This window comes from Streptomyces coryli, assembly GCF_011044975.1.
GTDB classification, from domain to species: domain Bacteria; phylum Actinomycetota; class Actinomycetes; order Streptomycetales; family Streptomycetaceae; genus Streptomyces; species Streptomyces coryli.
Window position 1 is genome coordinate 1 of sequence record NZ_JAAKZV010000198.1, and the last position, 15,673, is coordinate 15,673.

Annotated in this window: 16 protein-coding genes and 1 pseudogene; 4 read left to right on the top strand and 13 right to left on the bottom strand. The window is 72.1% G+C overall.

Features of this window, described 5'->3' with window-relative positions; all coding sequences use genetic code 11:
• The 9 genes from G5C51_RS31140 to G5C51_RS31180 form a co-directional block, all read right to left on the bottom strand.
• Positions 1-543 (bottom strand): PP2C family protein-serine/threonine phosphatase (locus G5C51_RS31140; RefSeq protein WP_165242200.1); only part of this gene is annotated, 543 nt, incomplete at its 3' end.
• 149 nt (positions 544-692) lie between these two features.
• Complete coding sequence (locus tag G5C51_RS31145) at positions 693-1,235, bottom strand: type 1 glutamine amidotransferase domain-containing protein (RefSeq protein ID WP_165242202.1); 543 nt, start codon at positions 1,233-1,235, stop codon at positions 693-695.
• A gap of 3 nt (positions 1,236-1,238) precedes the next feature.
• A complete protein-coding gene (locus G5C51_RS31150; protein WP_165242204.1) occupies positions 1,239-2,732 on the bottom strand; it encodes an aminotransferase class I/II-fold pyridoxal phosphate-dependent enzyme in 1,494 nt (497 codons plus the stop codon).
• Between the two features lie 48 nt (positions 2,733-2,780).
• Positions 2,781-3,872 carry an enolase C-terminal domain-like protein gene (locus G5C51_RS31155; RefSeq protein WP_165242206.1) on the bottom strand — a complete coding sequence of 364 codons (1,092 nt, stop codon included), beginning with the start codon at positions 3,870-3,872 and terminating at the stop codon, positions 2,781-2,783.
• Positions 3,869-5,518, bottom strand: coding sequence for a GMC family oxidoreductase (locus tag G5C51_RS31160; RefSeq protein ID WP_165242208.1), 1,650 nt, complete (start codon positions 5,516-5,518; stop codon positions 3,869-3,871). The genes G5C51_RS31155 and G5C51_RS31160 overlap by 4 nt, the downstream gene beginning before the upstream one ends.
• A complete protein-coding gene (locus G5C51_RS31165) occupies positions 5,515-6,138 on the bottom strand; it encodes a gluconate 2-dehydrogenase subunit 3 family protein (RefSeq protein WP_165242210.1) in 624 nt (207 codons plus the stop codon). The genes G5C51_RS31160 and G5C51_RS31165 overlap by 4 nt, the downstream gene beginning before the upstream one ends.
• Positions 6,135-6,554: a hypothetical protein gene (locus G5C51_RS31170; protein WP_165242212.1), complete on the bottom strand. Its 420-nt coding sequence runs from the start codon at positions 6,552-6,554 to the stop codon at positions 6,135-6,137. The genes G5C51_RS31165 and G5C51_RS31170 overlap by 4 nt, the downstream gene beginning before the upstream one ends.
• Entirely contained in the window at positions 6,551-8,359 is a 1,809-nt protein-coding gene (locus G5C51_RS31175; protein WP_165242214.1) for a thiamine pyrophosphate-requiring protein, read from the bottom strand. The genes G5C51_RS31170 and G5C51_RS31175 overlap by 4 nt, the downstream gene beginning before the upstream one ends.
• A 16-nt stretch (positions 8,360-8,375) precedes the next feature.
• The gene (locus G5C51_RS31180; protein WP_165242216.1) at positions 8,376-9,329 is read right to left on the bottom strand and encodes a TIGR03557 family F420-dependent LLM class oxidoreductase; all 954 of its coding nucleotides are present in this window, start codon (positions 9,327-9,329) and stop codon (positions 8,376-8,378) included.
• 220 nt (positions 9,330-9,549) lie between these two features.
• Between G5C51_RS31180 and G5C51_RS31185 the strand changes: the two genes are divergently transcribed.
• Together G5C51_RS31185 and G5C51_RS31190 are read left to right on the top strand one after the other, a co-directional pair.
• On the top strand, positions 9,550-10,374 hold the full coding sequence (locus tag G5C51_RS31185; RefSeq protein ID WP_165242218.1) for a SigB/SigF/SigG family RNA polymerase sigma factor: 825 nt from the start codon (positions 9,550-9,552) through the stop codon (positions 10,372-10,374).
• Positions 10,375-10,402: 28 nt separating this feature from the next.
• A complete protein-coding gene (locus tag G5C51_RS31190; protein ID WP_165242230.1) occupies positions 10,403-10,918 on the top strand; it encodes a DUF6328 family protein in 516 nt (171 codons plus the stop codon).
• Here the strand turns inward: G5C51_RS31190 and G5C51_RS31195 are convergent.
• Entirely contained in the window at positions 10,887-11,846 is a 960-nt protein-coding gene (locus G5C51_RS31195; protein WP_165242220.1) for a sensor histidine kinase, read from the bottom strand. The two genes, G5C51_RS31190 and G5C51_RS31195, sit on opposite strands and share 32 nt — an antisense overlap.
• Positions 11,836-12,189: an STAS domain-containing protein gene (locus G5C51_RS31200; protein WP_165242222.1), complete on the bottom strand. Its 354-nt coding sequence runs from the start codon at positions 12,187-12,189 to the stop codon at positions 11,836-11,838. Before G5C51_RS31200 ends, G5C51_RS31195 begins: the two co-directional genes overlap by 11 nt.
• A gap of 112 nt (positions 12,190-12,301) precedes the next feature.
• Between G5C51_RS31200 and G5C51_RS31205 the strand changes: the two are divergent.
• Positions 12,302-13,736, top strand: a pseudogene (locus tag G5C51_RS31205) (MFS transporter).
• A 44-nt stretch (positions 13,737-13,780) separates the two neighbouring features.
• On the top strand, positions 13,781-14,353 hold the full coding sequence (locus G5C51_RS31210; protein ID WP_165242224.1) for a GNAT family N-acetyltransferase: 573 nt from the start codon (positions 13,781-13,783) through the stop codon (positions 14,351-14,353).
• 152 nt (positions 14,354-14,505) lie between these two features.
• Here the strand turns inward: G5C51_RS31210 and G5C51_RS31215 are convergent, their stop codons facing one another.
• Positions 14,506-15,198, bottom strand: coding sequence for a hypothetical protein (locus G5C51_RS31215; protein ID WP_165242226.1), 693 nt, complete (start codon positions 15,196-15,198; stop codon positions 14,506-14,508).
• A 135-nt stretch (positions 15,199-15,333) separates the two neighbouring features.
• Positions 15,334-15,597, bottom strand: coding sequence for a GlsB/YeaQ/YmgE family stress response membrane protein (locus G5C51_RS31220; protein ID WP_165242228.1), 264 nt, complete (start codon positions 15,595-15,597; stop codon positions 15,334-15,336).
• Positions 15,598-15,673: the final 76 nt, after the last annotated feature.

Sequence of the window (15,673 nt, forward strand, 5' to 3'; positions counted from 1 at the left end):
GAGGTGCAGCGGGGGCGGGTGGCCGCAGTTGGCGAGCGTTAACCGGCCGGGGGCGAACTCGGCGAGGACCGCGGTCACGAAGTCCTCCGAGGCGAGCTCGCCGGCCAGCCGCGCCTCCATCTCCGCGACCACGCCGGTCAGTTCACGGTGACCGTGCGCGCAGTCGCGGAAGCAGTCGATGGCGGCGGCGGACTGCGCGGCCGCCGCCATCCCCTTTCCGCGTACGTCCCCGATCAGCATCCGCAGCCCGGTCCCGGTGTCCGCGAAGGCGTACAGGTCGCCGCCGATGACGTCGTCGGCACCGGCCGGCCGGTAGCGGGTCGATATGGCGGCGCCGGCGATCCGGAAGCTGCCGGGCCGGAGTATCGCCCGCTGGGCGACGCCGACCGCGGCGTCAAGACGGCGCTCGCGGGCGGCTATCCGCCCGGTGGCCCAGACGGCATACCCCACGGCGGCGAAGAGCGCCGCCGGAAAGGGGAGCAGCAGCCACACTTCCGTCGTGACCGTGCCCATCGCGTTCCCTTCGTCCGCGGTCCACCCCATCCGCGGTTACTGTCCGTATCCGATCACAAGTGATCGCCGATTGACGGCACTTGCCCCGTACGTGGGCTTACCCAACCCTGGCCAGCGGGAACCCGTACTAGCCGATACATGTCAGCCTTGGCCGATATGCATCGCCCGGACCCTGACAACTACCCTGTGTTACGGGCGAGTTCAGCGGTAATCGCCTCGTTGAACACCTTCAGGTCGTCCGGCTTGCGGCTGGTGATGAGGATGTTGGGCCCGCCGTCGCAGATTTTCACCGGCTCGTCGACCCAGTCGCCGCCCGCGTTGCGGATGTCGGTGCGCAGCGAGGGCCACGAGGTGAGCGTGCGGCCGTGCAGCACGTCGGCCTCGATCAGCGTCCAGGGTGCGTGGCAGATCGCCGCGACCGGCTTCCCGGCGTCGAAGAAGCCCTTGACGAACCGGACGGCGTCCGCGTCCATCCGCAGCGCGTCCGGGTTCGCCACGCCGCCGGGCAGCACCAGGGCGTCGTAGTCGGCGACATCGGCCTCCTTGACGGTCTGGTCGACGGGGAAGGTGTCCGCCTTGTCCAGGTGGTGGAAGGCCTGGATGTCCCCGGGCTCGGTCGAGATCAGCTGCGGGATCTCACCGGTGTCGGCGAGCGCCATCCAGGGGTCGGTCAGCTCGATCTGCTCGACGCCTTCGGGCGCCACGAGAAATGCGATACGCATGTGTCAATCTCCCATCATGTTCTGGTTGTTGCCTGCCACCACCCGCACCGTGCGCATCGACTTGTCGACGGCATCCGGCACGAACATGCCGGCCGCGACGCCGCTGCGCAGATAGTCGACCGCCTCGCGGTCTATCCGCTCGCCGGGGGCGAGCACGGGGACGCCCGGCGGGTACGGGCTCGCCGTCTCGGCCGCGATCCGCCCGACGGCGTCCTCGGCCGGGACCTGTTCCACCGGGCCGAAGTAGGCGTCCCGGGGCAGCATCACGTTCTCCTGCTCAAGCCCGGTGGGCGAGGGCAGCCGCACCTCGGCGGGCGGCGGCAGGTGGCCGCGCTGCTTGACCAGTTCGGTGAGCGCGTCCATCAGGTCCAGGCAGCTGCCGCCGCTGTCGCCGTGGGTGAGCTGGGTGACGATGCGGCGGTGGTCGGCGAGCCCGACATTCGTCTGCCGGTGCCGGCGCAGCCAGTCGGCGGCCGCGTATCCGCTGGTGCCGAGGCCCGAGACGTCGGTGACGACCATCAGCGGGTCGTATCCGAAGGCCAGCTGCGGGCCGGTGAGTTCGGCGCCGCCGAGCGGGGTGAGGCCGGTGAGCCTGGCGATGCCCTCGCGGAGCTGGCCGGCGAGGTCGAGGGTGGCACCGAGGAGGGCGCTGCCCTGCTCGGCCATCTGCCGGCGCCAGCCGTCGAGTGCGGCGTAGATGAGGACCGAAGGGCTGGTGGTGCCGAGCAGGTCCTCGCGCTGGCGCAGCACGTCCGGGTCGACGAGGTCGCCCTGGTGGTGGAAGACGGAGGCCTGCTCCAGGCCCGCGCCCATCTTGTGCACGCTGGTGACGCAGACGTCGGCGCCGGCGTCCATCGCCCAGGTGGGCAGGTCGGGATGCCAGGGGTAGTGCGCGCCCCAGGCCTCGTCGACGACGAGCGGGCGGCCGCGGGCGTGGCACACCTCGGCGATGCCGCGGATGTCGGCGCTGGTGCCGTATGCGGTCGGGGAGATGAGCAGCATGCCCTTGGCGTCCGGCGCGCGGTCGAAGGCCTCCGCGACCTCCTCAGGACCGGGCGGGTGGGCGAGGTGCATGCCGGCGTCCCAGCGGGGATGCACCCATACCGGCTCGATGCCGGCGATGACGAGGCCGGCGACGACGGACTTGTGGGCGTTGCGGGAGACCAGAAGCCTTTCGTGCGGGCCCGCGACGGCGAGCATCGCGGACTTCACGGAGAGGCTGCTGCCGCAGGTGGAGAAGAAGGCGTTCTCGGCGCCGACCGCATCGGCCATCAGCGCTTCGGCCTCGGCGATGATGTCGCCGCTCATGCGGCGGTCGTCCAGACCGCTCATGACGAGGACGTCGGCGGCGAAGACGTCGGTGCCGAGGACCTCGGCCACCCGGGCGTCGACGCCCGAGCCCTGCTTATGACCGGGTGGGGTGAACGAGGCGCTGCGCGCACGGCGGTGATGCGCGAGCGCGTCGAGCACGGGGGCTTTGGAATGATCGGGCTTCATGTGGTGTCCGGGCTCCCTTCGGTCTGCTCCCGTTTCGCGCGGGCCCCATCAGCGGACGCGATACGGCTTCGCCTCCTCCCGCCGGAGGCTCAGGCCATGGCCGGGTGCCCCGTTGGCGCCGGGGTGTATCACGCCGCCTGCCGGGTCAAGGCAGCCGTCGAAAAGCATCGCTTCGATCCGCACATGATCATGGAACCACTCGACGTGCCGCAGATTCGGCACGCACGCCGCGGCGTGTGCGTGCAGGTGGGGCGCCCCGTGCGCCGACACCTCGAGCCCGTGCGCCTCGGCCAGCGCGGCGACCCGCAGCCACACCGAGAGGCCGCCGCAGCGCGTCACATCCGCCTGCAGGCAGTCCACGGACGGGGCCATCGCGGCGAAGTACGGCAGCGCGTACCCGTACTCCCCCGCCGTCACATCCGCGGTCACCTGCTCCCGCACCCGCGCGAGCCCCTCCAGGTCGTCGGAGGACACCGGCTCCTCGAACCAGCTGACGCCCTCCGCGGCCAGCAGCCGCCCCACCCGCACCGCCTGCTTGCGGTTGTACGCGCCGTTGGCGTCCACATACAGCTCGCCCTCGGGCCCCATCGCCGCCCGCGCCTTACGGACCCGGTCGACGTCGCGGCCGGCCGCCCGGCCCCATGCCTCCCCCGCCTTGATCTTCACGCGCGGTATCCCCTGCCCGTGCACCCAGCCCCGCACCTGCTGCGCGAGATGCGTCTCGTGGTACGTCGTGAACCCGCCGGAGCCGTACACCGGCACGCCGTCCCGTACCGAGCCGAGCAGCCGGCACAGCGGCAGGCCGAGCAGCCGGGCCTTGAGGTCCCAGAGCGCCAGGTCCACCGCCGAGATGGCGCAGGCGATCAGGCCCGGGCGGCCGGCGTTGCGGACGGCGCGGCTGAGGAGTTCGTAGGCGCGGGGGACGTCGAGGGGGTCGCGGTCCGCCGGGAGGGCGGGGCGCAGCAGGGAGTCGATGACGTCGGCCGCGGCGGCCGGGGCGTAGGTCCAGCCGATGCCGGTGGCCTCGTCGTGCAGCGCCTCGACCACCACCAGCGTCGTCGAGTCCCAGTCGAAGGTGCCGTCCGCCTCGGGGGCGTCGGTGGGGACGGTGTACGCGGACACCGCCAGGCCGGGTTTCACGGGCGGGGTACCTCGCCTCGGGTCAGGCGGTCCGCGGCGCGGTCCGCCAGGGCCATGATGGTCAGGGCCGGGTTGGCGCTGCCCTGGGTGGGCAGCACGCTGCCGTCGGTGATGAAGAGGTTGTCGTAGCCGAAGACCCTGAGGTCGGCGTCGACCACGCCGTCGTGCGGGGTGGCCGCCATCCGGCAGCCGCCGACGAGATGGGCGTAACGCTCGATCGTCATCAGCTCGGTGGCCCCGGCCGCCCGCAGGATGTCCTCCATGACCTGCTGCGACGCCGCCATCAGCTGGTCGTCGTTGGCGCAGCGGCTGTGGTCGAAGCGGGCCACCGGCATGCCGTTGCGGTCGGACTCGTCAGGGCTGAGGGTGACGCGGTTGTCCGGCTGCGGCAGGAACTCGCAGAGCGAGCCGAGCACCGCCCAGTGCACGTAGTCGCGCATCCGCTCGCGCAGGTCCGTACCCCAGTGGCCCTGGGCGGTGACGTGCTCGGCCCAGGTGATGGGGAGCGGCGAGACCGTCTGGACCGCGAAGCCGCGCTGGTACGGGCGGCCGGGGTCGGTCTCGTAGAAGGCCTCGGTGGAGACCTCCGGCGGGGGCGCCTTGTACATCCGGATCTCGTCCGCGAAGCGGCCCGCGGTCTGCGGGGCGCCCTGCACCATGACGTAACGGCCGACCTGGTCGTGGTCGTTCGCGATGGCGGAGTTGAGCAGGAGCCGCGGGGTCTCGATGGAGTAGCCGGCGACCGCCACCGCGCGGGCGCGCTGGAAACGGGGGCGGCCGCCGCGCACGTAGTGGACGCCGGTGGCGCGGCGGCCGCCCTCGGTCTCGATGTACGTGGCCATCGACCCGTCGCGGATCTCGGCGCCGTGCGTGATCGCGTCCGGTACGTGGGTGATCAGCGGCGACGCCTTCGCGTCGACCTTGCAGCCCTGGAGGCAGAAGCCGCGGTAGACGCAGTGCGGGCGGTTGCCGAAGCGGCCGCTGGTGATCGCGACCGGGCCGACCCGCGCCTCGATGCCGAGGGCGGCGCAGCCGTCGAGCATCACCTGGCCGTTGCCGCCGACGGGGTGCGGTCCGTGCGGGTGCGGATGCGGGTCGCCCCAGGGCCAGTACTGGCCGGCGACCGGCAGTTCGCGCTCGATGCGGGTGTAGTAGGGCTTGAGGTCGTCGTACGTGATCGGCCAGTCGGCGCCGACGCCGTCGAGGGACTTGGTGTGGAAGTCGGACGGGTGCAGGCGGGGGGTGTAGCCGGCGAAGTGGACCATCGAACCCCCCACACCGCGCCCGGAGTTGTTGGCGCCGAGCGGGACCGGGTGGTCGCCGCCGACGACCCGGGGTTCATTCCAGTAGAGGTGGTGGCTGCCCGCCTCGTCGCTGACCCAGTCGGTGTCCGGGTCCCAGAACGGGCCCGCCTCCAGGCAGACGACGTGCCAGCCGGCGTGCGCGAGGCGCTGGGTGAGGGTGGCGCCGCCGGCGCCGCAGCCGATCACCACCATGTCGACCTCGTCGGTGTCGTCGTAGCGGCGCATGTTGCGGCGGAGCCGGCCCACCGGCGGCAGCCAGGCGGAGGCGTTGCGGCGGCGGACGTCGCCGTACGGGCGGAGGGTCTCCCGCAGGGTGCCGAGGGCCGGGTGGGAAGGGGTCATCGCGGCGCCTCCCACGGCTCGCGGGTGCCGCGGCCGAGGCGCAGATAGCCCTGCGGGTAAGCGGGGCCGCCGTAGCCGGTCTCGTCCCAGGAGTGCGGGTGGGAGTAGTACGCCGCGCAGGCGTAGCGGGTCCACAGGCTCCAGACGCGGGCGGCGGGCATGCCGTACCAGTCGTGGCTGCCGAGGTCCTGGATGTGGCGGAGGAGGCGGTGCTGCTCGCCGTGGCCGAGCTCGGCGAAGGTGCGGCCGTGGCGGAGCGAGGCGTCCGCGTCGAGGGCGGCGAGCGAACGGCGCCAGGCCGGGCCGTCCTCGGGGAGGCCGGCGTGCCGCCAGCCGTCGCCCTCGCCGGACGCGAGGCGTTCGTCGATGAAGGAGAGGACGGGGATGTCGGCCTCGTCGTGCCACGTCGCCAGCAGGTGGGCGAGGAGCGGACGGGCCGCGGCCTCCTCGGTCGGGGAGAAGTATCCGAGGGGTGGCCGCGGCCCGAGCCTGGCGAGGACGACTCCCGCGGTGGCGGGGTCCCAGGTGTGCGCGCGGTCCGCGATGCGCTTCGGGCGCTTGCGGGTTGCCTTCGCCTCTGCCGCGAGGCGGGCGGTGCGAGCCGTTCGGGCGGGGATCATTGTTCGCGGCGGAGTACGGAGCCGAGCAGGCCGGCGGCGCCGACCATGCACATCAGGAGGGGCGCGAAGAGGGGCGGCCCGAGTTCGATGTTGTAGCGGGCCATGCGCCATCCGCCGGGCTTCGCGGCGATGCCGCGGATGTGAAGGTACGTGCCCTGGAGGCCGTTGGCCGTGATGGCGGCCGAGGCCATGGGGAGGGCGGTGTGGGCCAGGCGCGGGCTCGAGCAGCCGGCGATGCCCGCCGCCAGGCCCACCGGCCCCAGGAACACCGGCCACCACATGGTGCGGTTCCCGAAGCCGGCCCGGTCGTGCTCGAGGTAGATCTCGGCGGCGGTGACCGCCGAGCCCGCCGCGGTGGCCAGGGACAGCGTGCGCTGGAGGCGGCCTTCGCGGAGGTTCCGCTCGGCCTGCTTCACTTGTCCTCGTCCTTCTTCTGGCCGCCCGGCAGGAACTCCTGGACCTTCGACTTGAAGCCCTGCTTCACCATCGAGCCGCGGTCCGAGTCGCCCTTCACGATCGACTCCAGCGTCGACTCCATCTGGTCCCACGTCGCGTGCGGCGGGATCGGCGGGACCGCCGGGTCGGTGTGGAAGTCGAGCACCACCGGGCCCTCGGCGGCGAAGGCCGCCCGCCAGGCCGGTTCGACCTCCTCCGGCTTGCCGACCCGGATCCCGGTGAAGCCGAGCGAGTCGGCGAAGGCGGCGTACGAGACGTCAGGGATCTGCTGGGACGGGAGGAACTGCGGGGCGCCGCTCATCGCCCGCATCTCCCAGGTCACCTGGTTGAGGTCCTGGTTGTTCCAGATGGCGACGATGAAGCGCGGGTCCTCCCAGGAGAAGCGGTACTTGGCCACGGAGATCAGCTCCGACATGCCGTTCATCTGCATCGCGCCGTCGCCGACCAGCGCGACCGCCGGGCGGTCGGGATGGGCGAACTTGGCGCCGAGCGCGTACGGGACGCCGCAGCCCATCGTGGCGAGGGTGCCGGACAGGGACCCGCGCATGGTGCCGCGCATCGTCAGATGGCGGGCGTACCAGTTGGCGACCGAGCCGGAGTCGGAGGTGATGATCGCGTTGTCCGGGAGGTGCGGGTCCAGGGCGTGGGCCACGTACTCCGGATTCACCGGATCCGCCGCGACCTCCGCGCGGCGGCGCATGATCTCGCGCCAGCGCTGCACGCCCGCGATGGTCTCGTCCTGCCAGTCGCGCGACTCCTTGCGCTCCAGCAGCGGGATCAGGTTCCTGAGGGTGTCGGCGGCGTCGCCGATCAGGTTCACCTCGTACGGGTAGCGCATGCCGATCATGTGCGGGTCGATGTCGATCTGCACCGCCCGCGCCTTGCCGTATTCGGGCAGGAACTGGCTGTACGGGAAGGACGAGCCGATCGTCAGGAGCGTGTCGCAGCCGGTCATCAGCTCGTACGAGGGGCGGGTGCCCAGCAGGCCGATGGGACCGGTGACGTACGGGAGGTCGTCGTGCAGGACGTCCATGCCGAGCAGCGCCTTTGCCACGCCCGCGCCCAGCATCTCCGCCGCCTCCTGCACCTCCTTGCGCGCGCCGGCCGCGCCCTGGCCGACGAGGATGGCGACCTTGTCACCGGAGTTGAGGACCTCGGCCGCCCGCTCCAGGGCGTCGCGGGAGGGGACCGACGACCAGGAGGAGCGGTCGAGGCTGGAGGGGACCATCTTGAAGGCGTGGCCCGGGGCCTCGTAGTCGAGCTCCTGGACGTCCGCCGGGATGATCACCGCGGTGGGGGCGCGACGGGCATAGGCCGTGCGGATGGCGCGGTCGAGGACGTTGGGGAGCTGCTCGGGAACGTTGACCGTCTCGACGAAGTCGGAGGCCACGTCCTTGAAGAGCGTGTGCAGGTCCACCTCTTGCTGGTACGAGCCGCCCATCGCGCTGCGGTGGGTCTGGCCGACGATCGCCACCACGGGGACGTGGTCGAGCTTGGCGTCGTAGAGGCCGTTGAGGAGGTGGATCGCACCCGGGCCCGAAGTCGCCGCGCAGACGCCGACCTTGCCGCTGAACTTGGCGTAGCCGACGGCCTCGAAGGCCGACATCTCCTCATGCCTCGACTGCACGAAGCGGGGCTCGTTCTCGGCCCTGCCCCACGCCGCCAGCAGGCCGTTGATGCCGTCGCCGGGGTAGCCGAAGACGTGGGTGACGTCCCACTCGCGCAGCCGCGCGAGGACGTAGTCCGAGACCTTCTGGCTGCTCATGTCTGCGCCGCTCCTCTCAACCTGCCAGCTGCGGCAGGACCTTGCTGCGGTAGAAATCGAAGAAGGCCTGCTGGTGCGGGCCGATCTGGTTGACGTAGACCGAGTCGAAGCCGGCGTCCTCGTACGCCTTGAGCGCCGCCACGTGCTGGTCCGGGTCGTCGCCGCACACCACCGCATCGGCGAGCGCGGACTCGGTGGCCTGCTCTGCGGCCTGCTCGAAGTGGGCGGGGCTGGGCAGGACCTGCGCCAGCTCGCCGGGGATGACGATGTTCGGCCAGAGCCGGCGGACGGTGCGGATGGCCTCCTGGCGGTTGGGGCCGTAGCAGACCTTCGTGCCGCCGCGTACCGGCTTCTGGCCGCCGCCGCTCTTGCGGAAGCGCTCGATGGCGGCGGTGTCCGGCATCATCGTGATCAGGCCGTCGCCGATCCTTCCCGCGACCTCCACCGCGGCCGGGCCGAAGGCCGAGACGTCGATGGGGACGGGCTGGTCGGGGAGGCTGTAGATGCGGGCGTTCTCGACGGTGTAGTGCTTGCCGTAATGGGTGATCTCCTCGCCGGAGAGCAGCCGGCGGATCACCGTGACGGCCTCCTCGAGCATCTCCAGGCGGACCGGGGCGGGCGGCCAGCGGTCGCCCAGGACATGCTCGTTGAGCGCCTCGCCGCTGCCCACGCCGAGCCGGAAGCCGTCGTTCAGCAGCGCGCTGGTGGCCGCGGCCTGGGCGATGATCGCGGGGTGGATGCGGACGGTGGGGCACGTGACGGCGGTCTGCACCGGCAGTGAGGTGGCCTCGGAGATCGCCCCGATCACGCTCCAGACGAAGGGCGACTCGCCCTGGTCCCCGGTCCAGGGATGAAAGTGATCGGAGATCCACAGGCTCGTGAATCCGGCCTGCTCCGCCATCCGCGCCTGCTCCACCAGCTCCCGCGGCCCGTGCTCCTCGGCCGCGAGGAAATACCCGTACTCGGTCATGGGCGCCGGGTATCCCCGCGCCCGGGAGGGAAACGGAGTGGCTGGTTTTGCAGCCGCGGGCCGCCGGTCCCGTTTAAGGCCGCCACCCACGGGCAGGCGTGTCATCGTGCTTCGGACTGCAGGCACGCTCGCGAAGGTCGCGAGTGCTGTCGGCCGTCCTGGCCGGGTGCTCGGGCCTTCGTGGTGACCACTGTCCCACCGACGAAGGAGGCCCGGACCCATGCCCCCGACGACGGCCACACGCAAGCACAACCGCAAGCGCCACCCGCACGATGACGCCCCCGACACCAGGGAGGCCTTCCAGCGGGTGTCGAAAATGCCGCCGGGACCCGAGCGCGATGAGCTCCGCCAGGAGATCGTCACCGCCTGGATGCCGATGGCGGCCCGCCTCGCCCGGCAGTTCCGCGGGCGCGGCGAGAGTCTCGAGGATCTCGAGCAGGTCGCGCAGCTCGGTCTGGTCAAGGCCGTCAGGCGTTACGACCCGGACTACGGCACCGCCTTCGAGAGCTACGCGGTGCCGACCATCCTCGGCGAGGTCAAGCGGCACTTCCGCGACCACATGTGGGGCCTGCACGTGCCCCGCCGGGTGCAGGAGCTGCGCAACCGGGTCCGCGCCGCGGACCACGAGGTGAACCACTCGCTCGACAACCGCAGGGCCGGCGTCGACGAGCTGGCCGAGCGCGCCAACCTGACCCCGTCGGAGGTCCGTACGGGCATGGAGGCCCTCGACAGCTACGCCATGCTGTCGCTGGACGCCGCGATGGCGGCCGACTCCGACGACGGCTATTCGCTGATCGACACGCTCGGCGACCGCGAGCAGGGCTACGAGATGGTGCTGGCGCGGGAGGCGGTCCGCGACGGGCTGAAGGAGCTGCCCGAGCGGGAAAAGCACATCCTCTATCTGCGCTTCTTCCGCGACCTCACCCAGCGCCGGATCGCCGACGAGCTCGGCATCTCGCAGATGCATGTGTCCCGCCTGCTCAACCGCACCTGCTCCAGGCTGCGCGAGCGGGCCGAGGCCGGCAGTCGTGCGGCAGCCGCCTGAGCGGGGCGGCCGGACGGCGCACAGCGCCATGCACCGCAACGAGACGCCGCTGGAGCGCGACGACCGCAATTTCCAGGAGCTGCTGCAGGAGCTGCGGGTGACCCAGACCGGGGTGCAGATCCTGTTCGCGTTCCTGCTGTCGCTCGCCTTCATGCCGCGGTTCGCGGGGCTGGATTCGGTGCAGCGCGGGGTGTACGTCACCACGCTGCTGCTGGCGGTGGCCGCGGCGGTGCTGTTCACCGCCCCGGCCGCGCTGCACCGGACGCTGTTCAGGCGCGGCGCGAAGCGTCTCGTGGTGGATGTCTCGGCGCGGCTGGCGGCGGCCGGGCTCGTGGTGCTCGTGCTGGCCTTCGGCGGTGCGCTGCTGCTGGTCGTGGACGTGGTGCTGGGGCGGGCCGCGGGCATCGCGGCGTGCTCCGGCGCGGTCGTGTTCTGCGTCGCGCTGTGGGGCGCGATGCCGCTGGTGCTGCGGCGCCGGAACGGCAATGGGAACGGGGCGGTGGCCCCGCCGGTCAGTGGTGCTCAACCGCCCACGCATCACTGATCCGCAGCCGCAGTGTGACGCCGCGCGGCTCGGTGCGCAGGTCCAGGGATTCGGCGAGGTTGCGAGCCAGCCAGAGCCCGTCCTCGGGGCCTGCCGCCGCGCCGGGCGGCAGTAAGCCGGAGAACGGGCTGGGACCGGCCCCTTCCAGGCCGGCCCGGTACAACTGCCATACCAGCGCGCCCGGTTCCCGCCATGCCTCGACGCGCAGCCCCGCGCCGTCCATCAGATAGCCGGCGGCCTCGTGCAGCGCCAGCTCCGCCCGGGCCGCGCCCTCCGCGTCGAGCCCGGCCGCGGCGGCCTGCTCGCGCGCGAACCGGCGCAGCGCGCCGAGGTCGCGGGTGGGCCCGAGCACGGCGGCCGCCGCCGTCGGCCGCTCGGCCGGCGGCGGATAGCGCTCGGCGGCCGCGCGGGCGCCCGGGAACTCCACGGAGGGCTGCTGCCGGGTGCCGTCGAGCACCGTCGGGTGGGTGACGCGGGCGGCGAGCAGCACGTCGGCCGGCACGCTGCGGATGTCGTAGGGGCACACCATGTCGACCTCGGCGTCCGCGAGCAGCTCGGTCAGCCCCGCCTCCATCCGCTTCCATTCGGCGATCTGCCGCGGCGACTTGCCGTGCCACACCGGCTCGGCGAGCATCCGCATCCGGCGGCCGGGGACGCGGTGCCGCTGGTAGTGGCTGAGGAAGGCCGCGACCCGGTCGACCGAACGGCGCCCGAAGTAGGCGGAGTCGCCGCTGTGCATCCGCTCGGCGAGCTCGCCGAGCGCGTCCTTCAGCAGGCCGAGGTTGTACGGGGTGGTGACCGCCAGCACCGGACTGCCGCCGGTGAGCCCCTCCTTGAGGAAGGGCACCGCCGTGTCCAGGAACTGCTCGTCGCTCCCGTAGAGGCACACATGGTGCACGAAGCCGCCGCTGCCCGTATCAATGGCCATTCCTGGCGGTCCCTTCCAGGTGCAGACCGGGCCATTCGTCCCAGCCGGTGAGCTGCAGCACCCGCACCAGATGCGGGCGCAGCCCGATCAGCACCAGACCGCCGTACTCGGCCCGGTCCCGGGCCAGTTGCAGGATCATGCGCAGCCCGGCCAGGTCGATGAACTCCACCCCGGAGACGTCCAGGCCGACGCCGCCAGGTTCCGGATCGCCGTCCACCAGCCCCTGGAGGGCTTCGCTGAGCCGCCGGTGCGTGGTCGCATCGACGATGCCCTCTATGCGCAGCCCCGGCGGCTTCTCGATCGGGGTGGCACGGAACGACGGGGCGGTGCCGACTGGGTCCATGCGGTGCTCCCGGCTGACGGCTGCATCCGAAGGTACCTTCCGTTTTCGCTCCCCCACGCTACTCCGCCGCGAGGTTTGCGCGTAGTGATCAGGGCACCCGGGCTGCGAGGTGATGATGGTGCCAAAGCGCGGCGAACATGCCGGAAAGAGGCGAGTGACCCGGGTCACGGTCACCGAGGAGCCCGAGGTCCGGCGCGCGGTGCGCGCCGCCGCCCTCGGCATGCCATGGAGTGGTTCGACTACGGCATCTACGCCTACCTGGCGGTCACGCTGGGCAAGGTCTTCTACTCCGGCGCCGGCGAGGGCGCGCAGACGCTGCTGTCGCTGGCCACCTTCGCCGTCTCCTTCGTGCTGCGGCCGTTCGGCGGCGCCTTCTTCGGGCCGCTCGGCGACCGGGTGGGCCGCAAGCAGGTCCTCGCCCTCACGATGATGCTGATGGCCGCGGCCACCTTCGCCATCGGCCTGATCCCGTCGTACGACACGATCGGCATCTGGGCGCCGCTGCTGCTGATCGCGGCGCGCGTGGTCCAGGGCTTCTCGACCGGCGGTGAGTACGGCGGCGCCGCGACCTTCATCGCCGAGTACGCGCCGGACAAGCGGCGCGGCTACTGGGGCAGCTTCCTGGAGTTCGGCACCCTGGCGGGCTATATCGGGGCGTCCGGTCTCGTGCTCGTCCTGACGGCCGGGCTCGGCGACGACGCCATGCAGTCGTGGGGCTGGCGCATTCCGTTTCTGATCGGCGGGCCGCTCGGCGCGATCGGCCTGTATCTGCGGCTGGAGGACACCCCGGCCTTCACGAAGAGCCGGGCCGGCTCGGGCGCGGCGGCCGCCCGCCCGAGCGGGGAGCTGCGGGCGATCTTCCGACGGCAGAAGTCCACCCTGCTGCTGTGCATGGCGCTGGTCGCGGCGTACAACGTGGCCAACTACATGCTGCTCACCTACATGCCGACGCATCTCACCGACCATCTGGACTGGCCCACCACCGCGCAACTGGGCCTCGTCGTCGGCACCATGACGGTGATGCTGGCGGTGGTCACCGTCGTCGGCCGGCTCACCGACCTTCCCCAAGCTCTCAACTTCGTTCGAGCAGGGGATACCCCATTGGCCGTAAGCCGCTGCTGCTGGCCGGCATGACCGGTTTCCTGGTCACCGCGGCGCCCGCCTTCGCGCTGCTGCGGCTCGGCTCGGTGGCGGCGGTGATCCCGGCGATGCTGCTGCTCGGCCTCTCCCATGTGTGCCTGCTGGGCTCGATGTCGGCCACGCTGCCCGCCCTCTTCCCGACCGACATCCGCTACGGCTCCCTCGCCGTCGGCTACAACATCTCCACCGCCGTCTTCGGCGGCACCACCCCCGCGGTGATCGAGTCGCTGGTCAAGGGCCTGGGCACGCCGATGGCCGCTGCCTACTACACGATGGCCTTCGCCGTCATCGGCATCGTCGCGGTGCGCCATCTGGAGGAGACCGCCCGCCGCCCGCTGAAGGGCTCGCCGCCCGCGGTCGCCACCCAGGAGGAGGCGCGGGAGCTCACCGGGCAGCGGAGCGGCTGACGTGGTGCGGGAGCGCTGTCGGTGCCGCGTGGCAGGGTGGGCGCATGACCATCGACGTGCGCCCTGCCACGGTCTTCGAGGACGTCCGCGCGGTGATCGGCCCGAAGAAGCCGACGTCCAATGTCTGCTTCTGCCTGAGCTACCGCATCCCGTCCACGCTCAACAACTCCCTCGGCCCTGAGGCCCGCGCCGAGTATGTCGCCGGGCTGGTCCGCGGCGACCCGCCGCCCGGGGTGCTGGCGTACGACGGCGCCGAGCCGGTCGGGTGGGCGGCGGTGGCGCCGCGCGCGGACACCACCTTCGCCCGTAACCGCAAGATCCCGCACGTCGACGATCTGCCGGTCTGGTCCCTGTGGTGCATCAGGGTCCGCCCCGGCCACCGGAAGCGCGGCATCTCGCACGCCCTCATCGACGGCGCGGTCGCCTTCGCCCGCGAGCGCGGGGCGCCGGCGGTGGAGGCGTATCCGCTCGACAACGGCGACGCGAAGGTCGACCTGACGATGGCGTATCCGGGGCTGCGGAAGAACTTCGAGCGCGCCGGCTTCGTCCACGCCGCCGATACGACCTCGGTGCTGGCGCACCAGCCCCGGGTGCTGATGCGCCTCGACCTGCGCTGAAGCAGCGTCAGGGGGTGGCCACGTGGTCCAGCTGTCACCGGGCGTTCGCCTGCCCGGGGCCGTCGCCCAGCCGCTCGTACGGGCTGATCGCCTGGTCGAGCAGCGTGCACGCGCGCGGCGACAGCTCCGCCGGCGCCACGGGTCGGACACGGTCAGTCTCCCGGTGCGCAGGTCGTCCGGTAGCCGGCGGTGTGCACCGTACGCGGTCCGCGCTCGGTGTTCACCTCGGCCTGGGCCTGCCAGGCGTGGTCGCACGAGGCGCGGAGTTCGGCCTGGGCGGCCGGGGCGGTCCAGGCCTCCTGGCGGATGCGGTCGAGGCGGGTGGTCATCGGGTCCGGATTGATGGCGGGCGGCGTCTCGTCGCGCGGCGGTGCCGGAGCCGGAACGAGGGCACAATAGGCCAGCGTGGCGGCCGGGTTGTTCCGAGCCGGGTCCTGGCGGACGGCGCACCACGCGCACAGGCCCAGCAGCCGGCCGTCGACGAAGCGGGCCCGGATCTGCACGTCGAGTTTCGCGCCGCCCGGGACGGGCGGCACCGCAGGAACCGAGGTGTCGACGGTCTTCCATACGTCCGTATCGCGGCACGGTGGCGGCGCGACGGCCCGTGCCGGGGCGGCGGCGGGCGGATCGCCGGCGGCCCGGCCCGGGTCCTGTGCCCGGCTCTCGCCGAGCGCGCCGACGAAGCCGCCGCCGGCGATGCCGACGATCAGCGTGATGGCGACCGGGCCGCCGAACCGGCAGGCCCGGGACCACAGTCCCCGCAGCGCCCCGCCGCGCCGTCCGGTACCGAACGCGCGCGGCGAGTGCGTGCTTTCGAGCACGTCATCGCAGCCGTAATCCCCCATGCGCCCTCCCGAGTTCCCCCGCAGTCCTGCGGGAAAGGCCAGGCTGCCTTCCTACCACCGCCCCGGCTTGTGCCGCCTCGATTGCATATTTCCGCAATTGGGCGGCCGGCCGGCGCGGCGGGTGCTACCGGCCGGTCAGCGGCGCAGTTTGACCCGGCTGATCGCGGCCACGCCCAGCGCGGCCAGACCGATCTGGATCAGCCACTCCCCCCAGTCCACGCCGTCGGTGTCCTCGACGCCGAGGCCGGAGGCGACCGCGGTGCCGAGCAGGGCGGCCACGATGCCGACGACGATGGTCCACAGGATGCCGATCTTCTGCTTCCCGGGCAGGACCAGGCGGCCGAGCGCACCGATCACAATGCCGATCACCAGCGCGCTGATGAGACCCGATATCTCCATGTCGCTTCCTTAGGTCGGGACATATCAGTCGCCGAGTTCCCCGTACGGAAGGAAGCGAACGCGGCCGGTTCACCCG

Coding starts and splice junctions, on each gene's coding strand:
- G5C51_RS31145 (WP_165242202.1), bottom strand. CDS start 1,235: ATGCGTATCGCATTTCTCGTGGCGCCCGAAGGCGTCGAGCAGATCGAG.
- G5C51_RS31150 (WP_165242204.1), bottom strand. CDS start 2,732: ATGAAGCCCGATCATTCCAAAGCCCCCGTGCTCGACGCGCTCGCGCAT.
- G5C51_RS31160 (WP_165242208.1), bottom strand. CDS start 5,518: ATGACCCCTTCCCACCCGGCCCTCGGCACCCTGCGGGAGACCCTCCGC.
- G5C51_RS31165 (WP_165242210.1), bottom strand. CDS start 6,138: ATGATCCCCGCCCGAACGGCTCGCACCGCCCGCCTCGCGGCAGAGGCG.
- G5C51_RS31175 (WP_165242214.1), bottom strand. CDS start 8,359: ATGAGCAGCCAGAAGGTCTCGGACTACGTCCTCGCGCGGCTGCGCGAG.
- G5C51_RS31180 (WP_165242216.1), bottom strand. CDS start 9,329: ATGACCGAGTACGGGTATTTCCTCGCGGCCGAGGAGCACGGGCCGCGG.
- G5C51_RS31185 (WP_165242218.1), top strand. CDS start 9,550: ATGCCCCCGACGACGGCCACACGCAAGCACAACCGCAAGCGCCACCCG.
- G5C51_RS31190 (WP_165242230.1), top strand. CDS start 10,403: ATGCACCGCAACGAGACGCCGCTGGAGCGCGACGACCGCAATTTCCAG.
- G5C51_RS31195 (WP_165242220.1), bottom strand. CDS start 11,846: ATGGCCATTGATACGGGCAGCGGCGGCTTCGTGCACCATGTGTGCCTC.
- G5C51_RS31200 (WP_165242222.1), bottom strand. CDS start 12,189: ATGGACCCAGTCGGCACCGCCCCGTCGTTCCGTGCCACCCCGATCGAG.
- G5C51_RS31210 (WP_165242224.1), top strand. CDS start 13,781: ATGACCATCGACGTGCGCCCTGCCACGGTCTTCGAGGACGTCCGCGCG.
- G5C51_RS31215 (WP_165242226.1), bottom strand. CDS start 15,198: ATGGGGGATTACGGCTGCGATGACGTGCTCGAAAGCACGCACTCGCCG.
- G5C51_RS31220 (WP_165242228.1), bottom strand. CDS start 15,597: ATGGAGATATCGGGTCTCATCAGCGCGCTGGTGATCGGCATTGTGATC.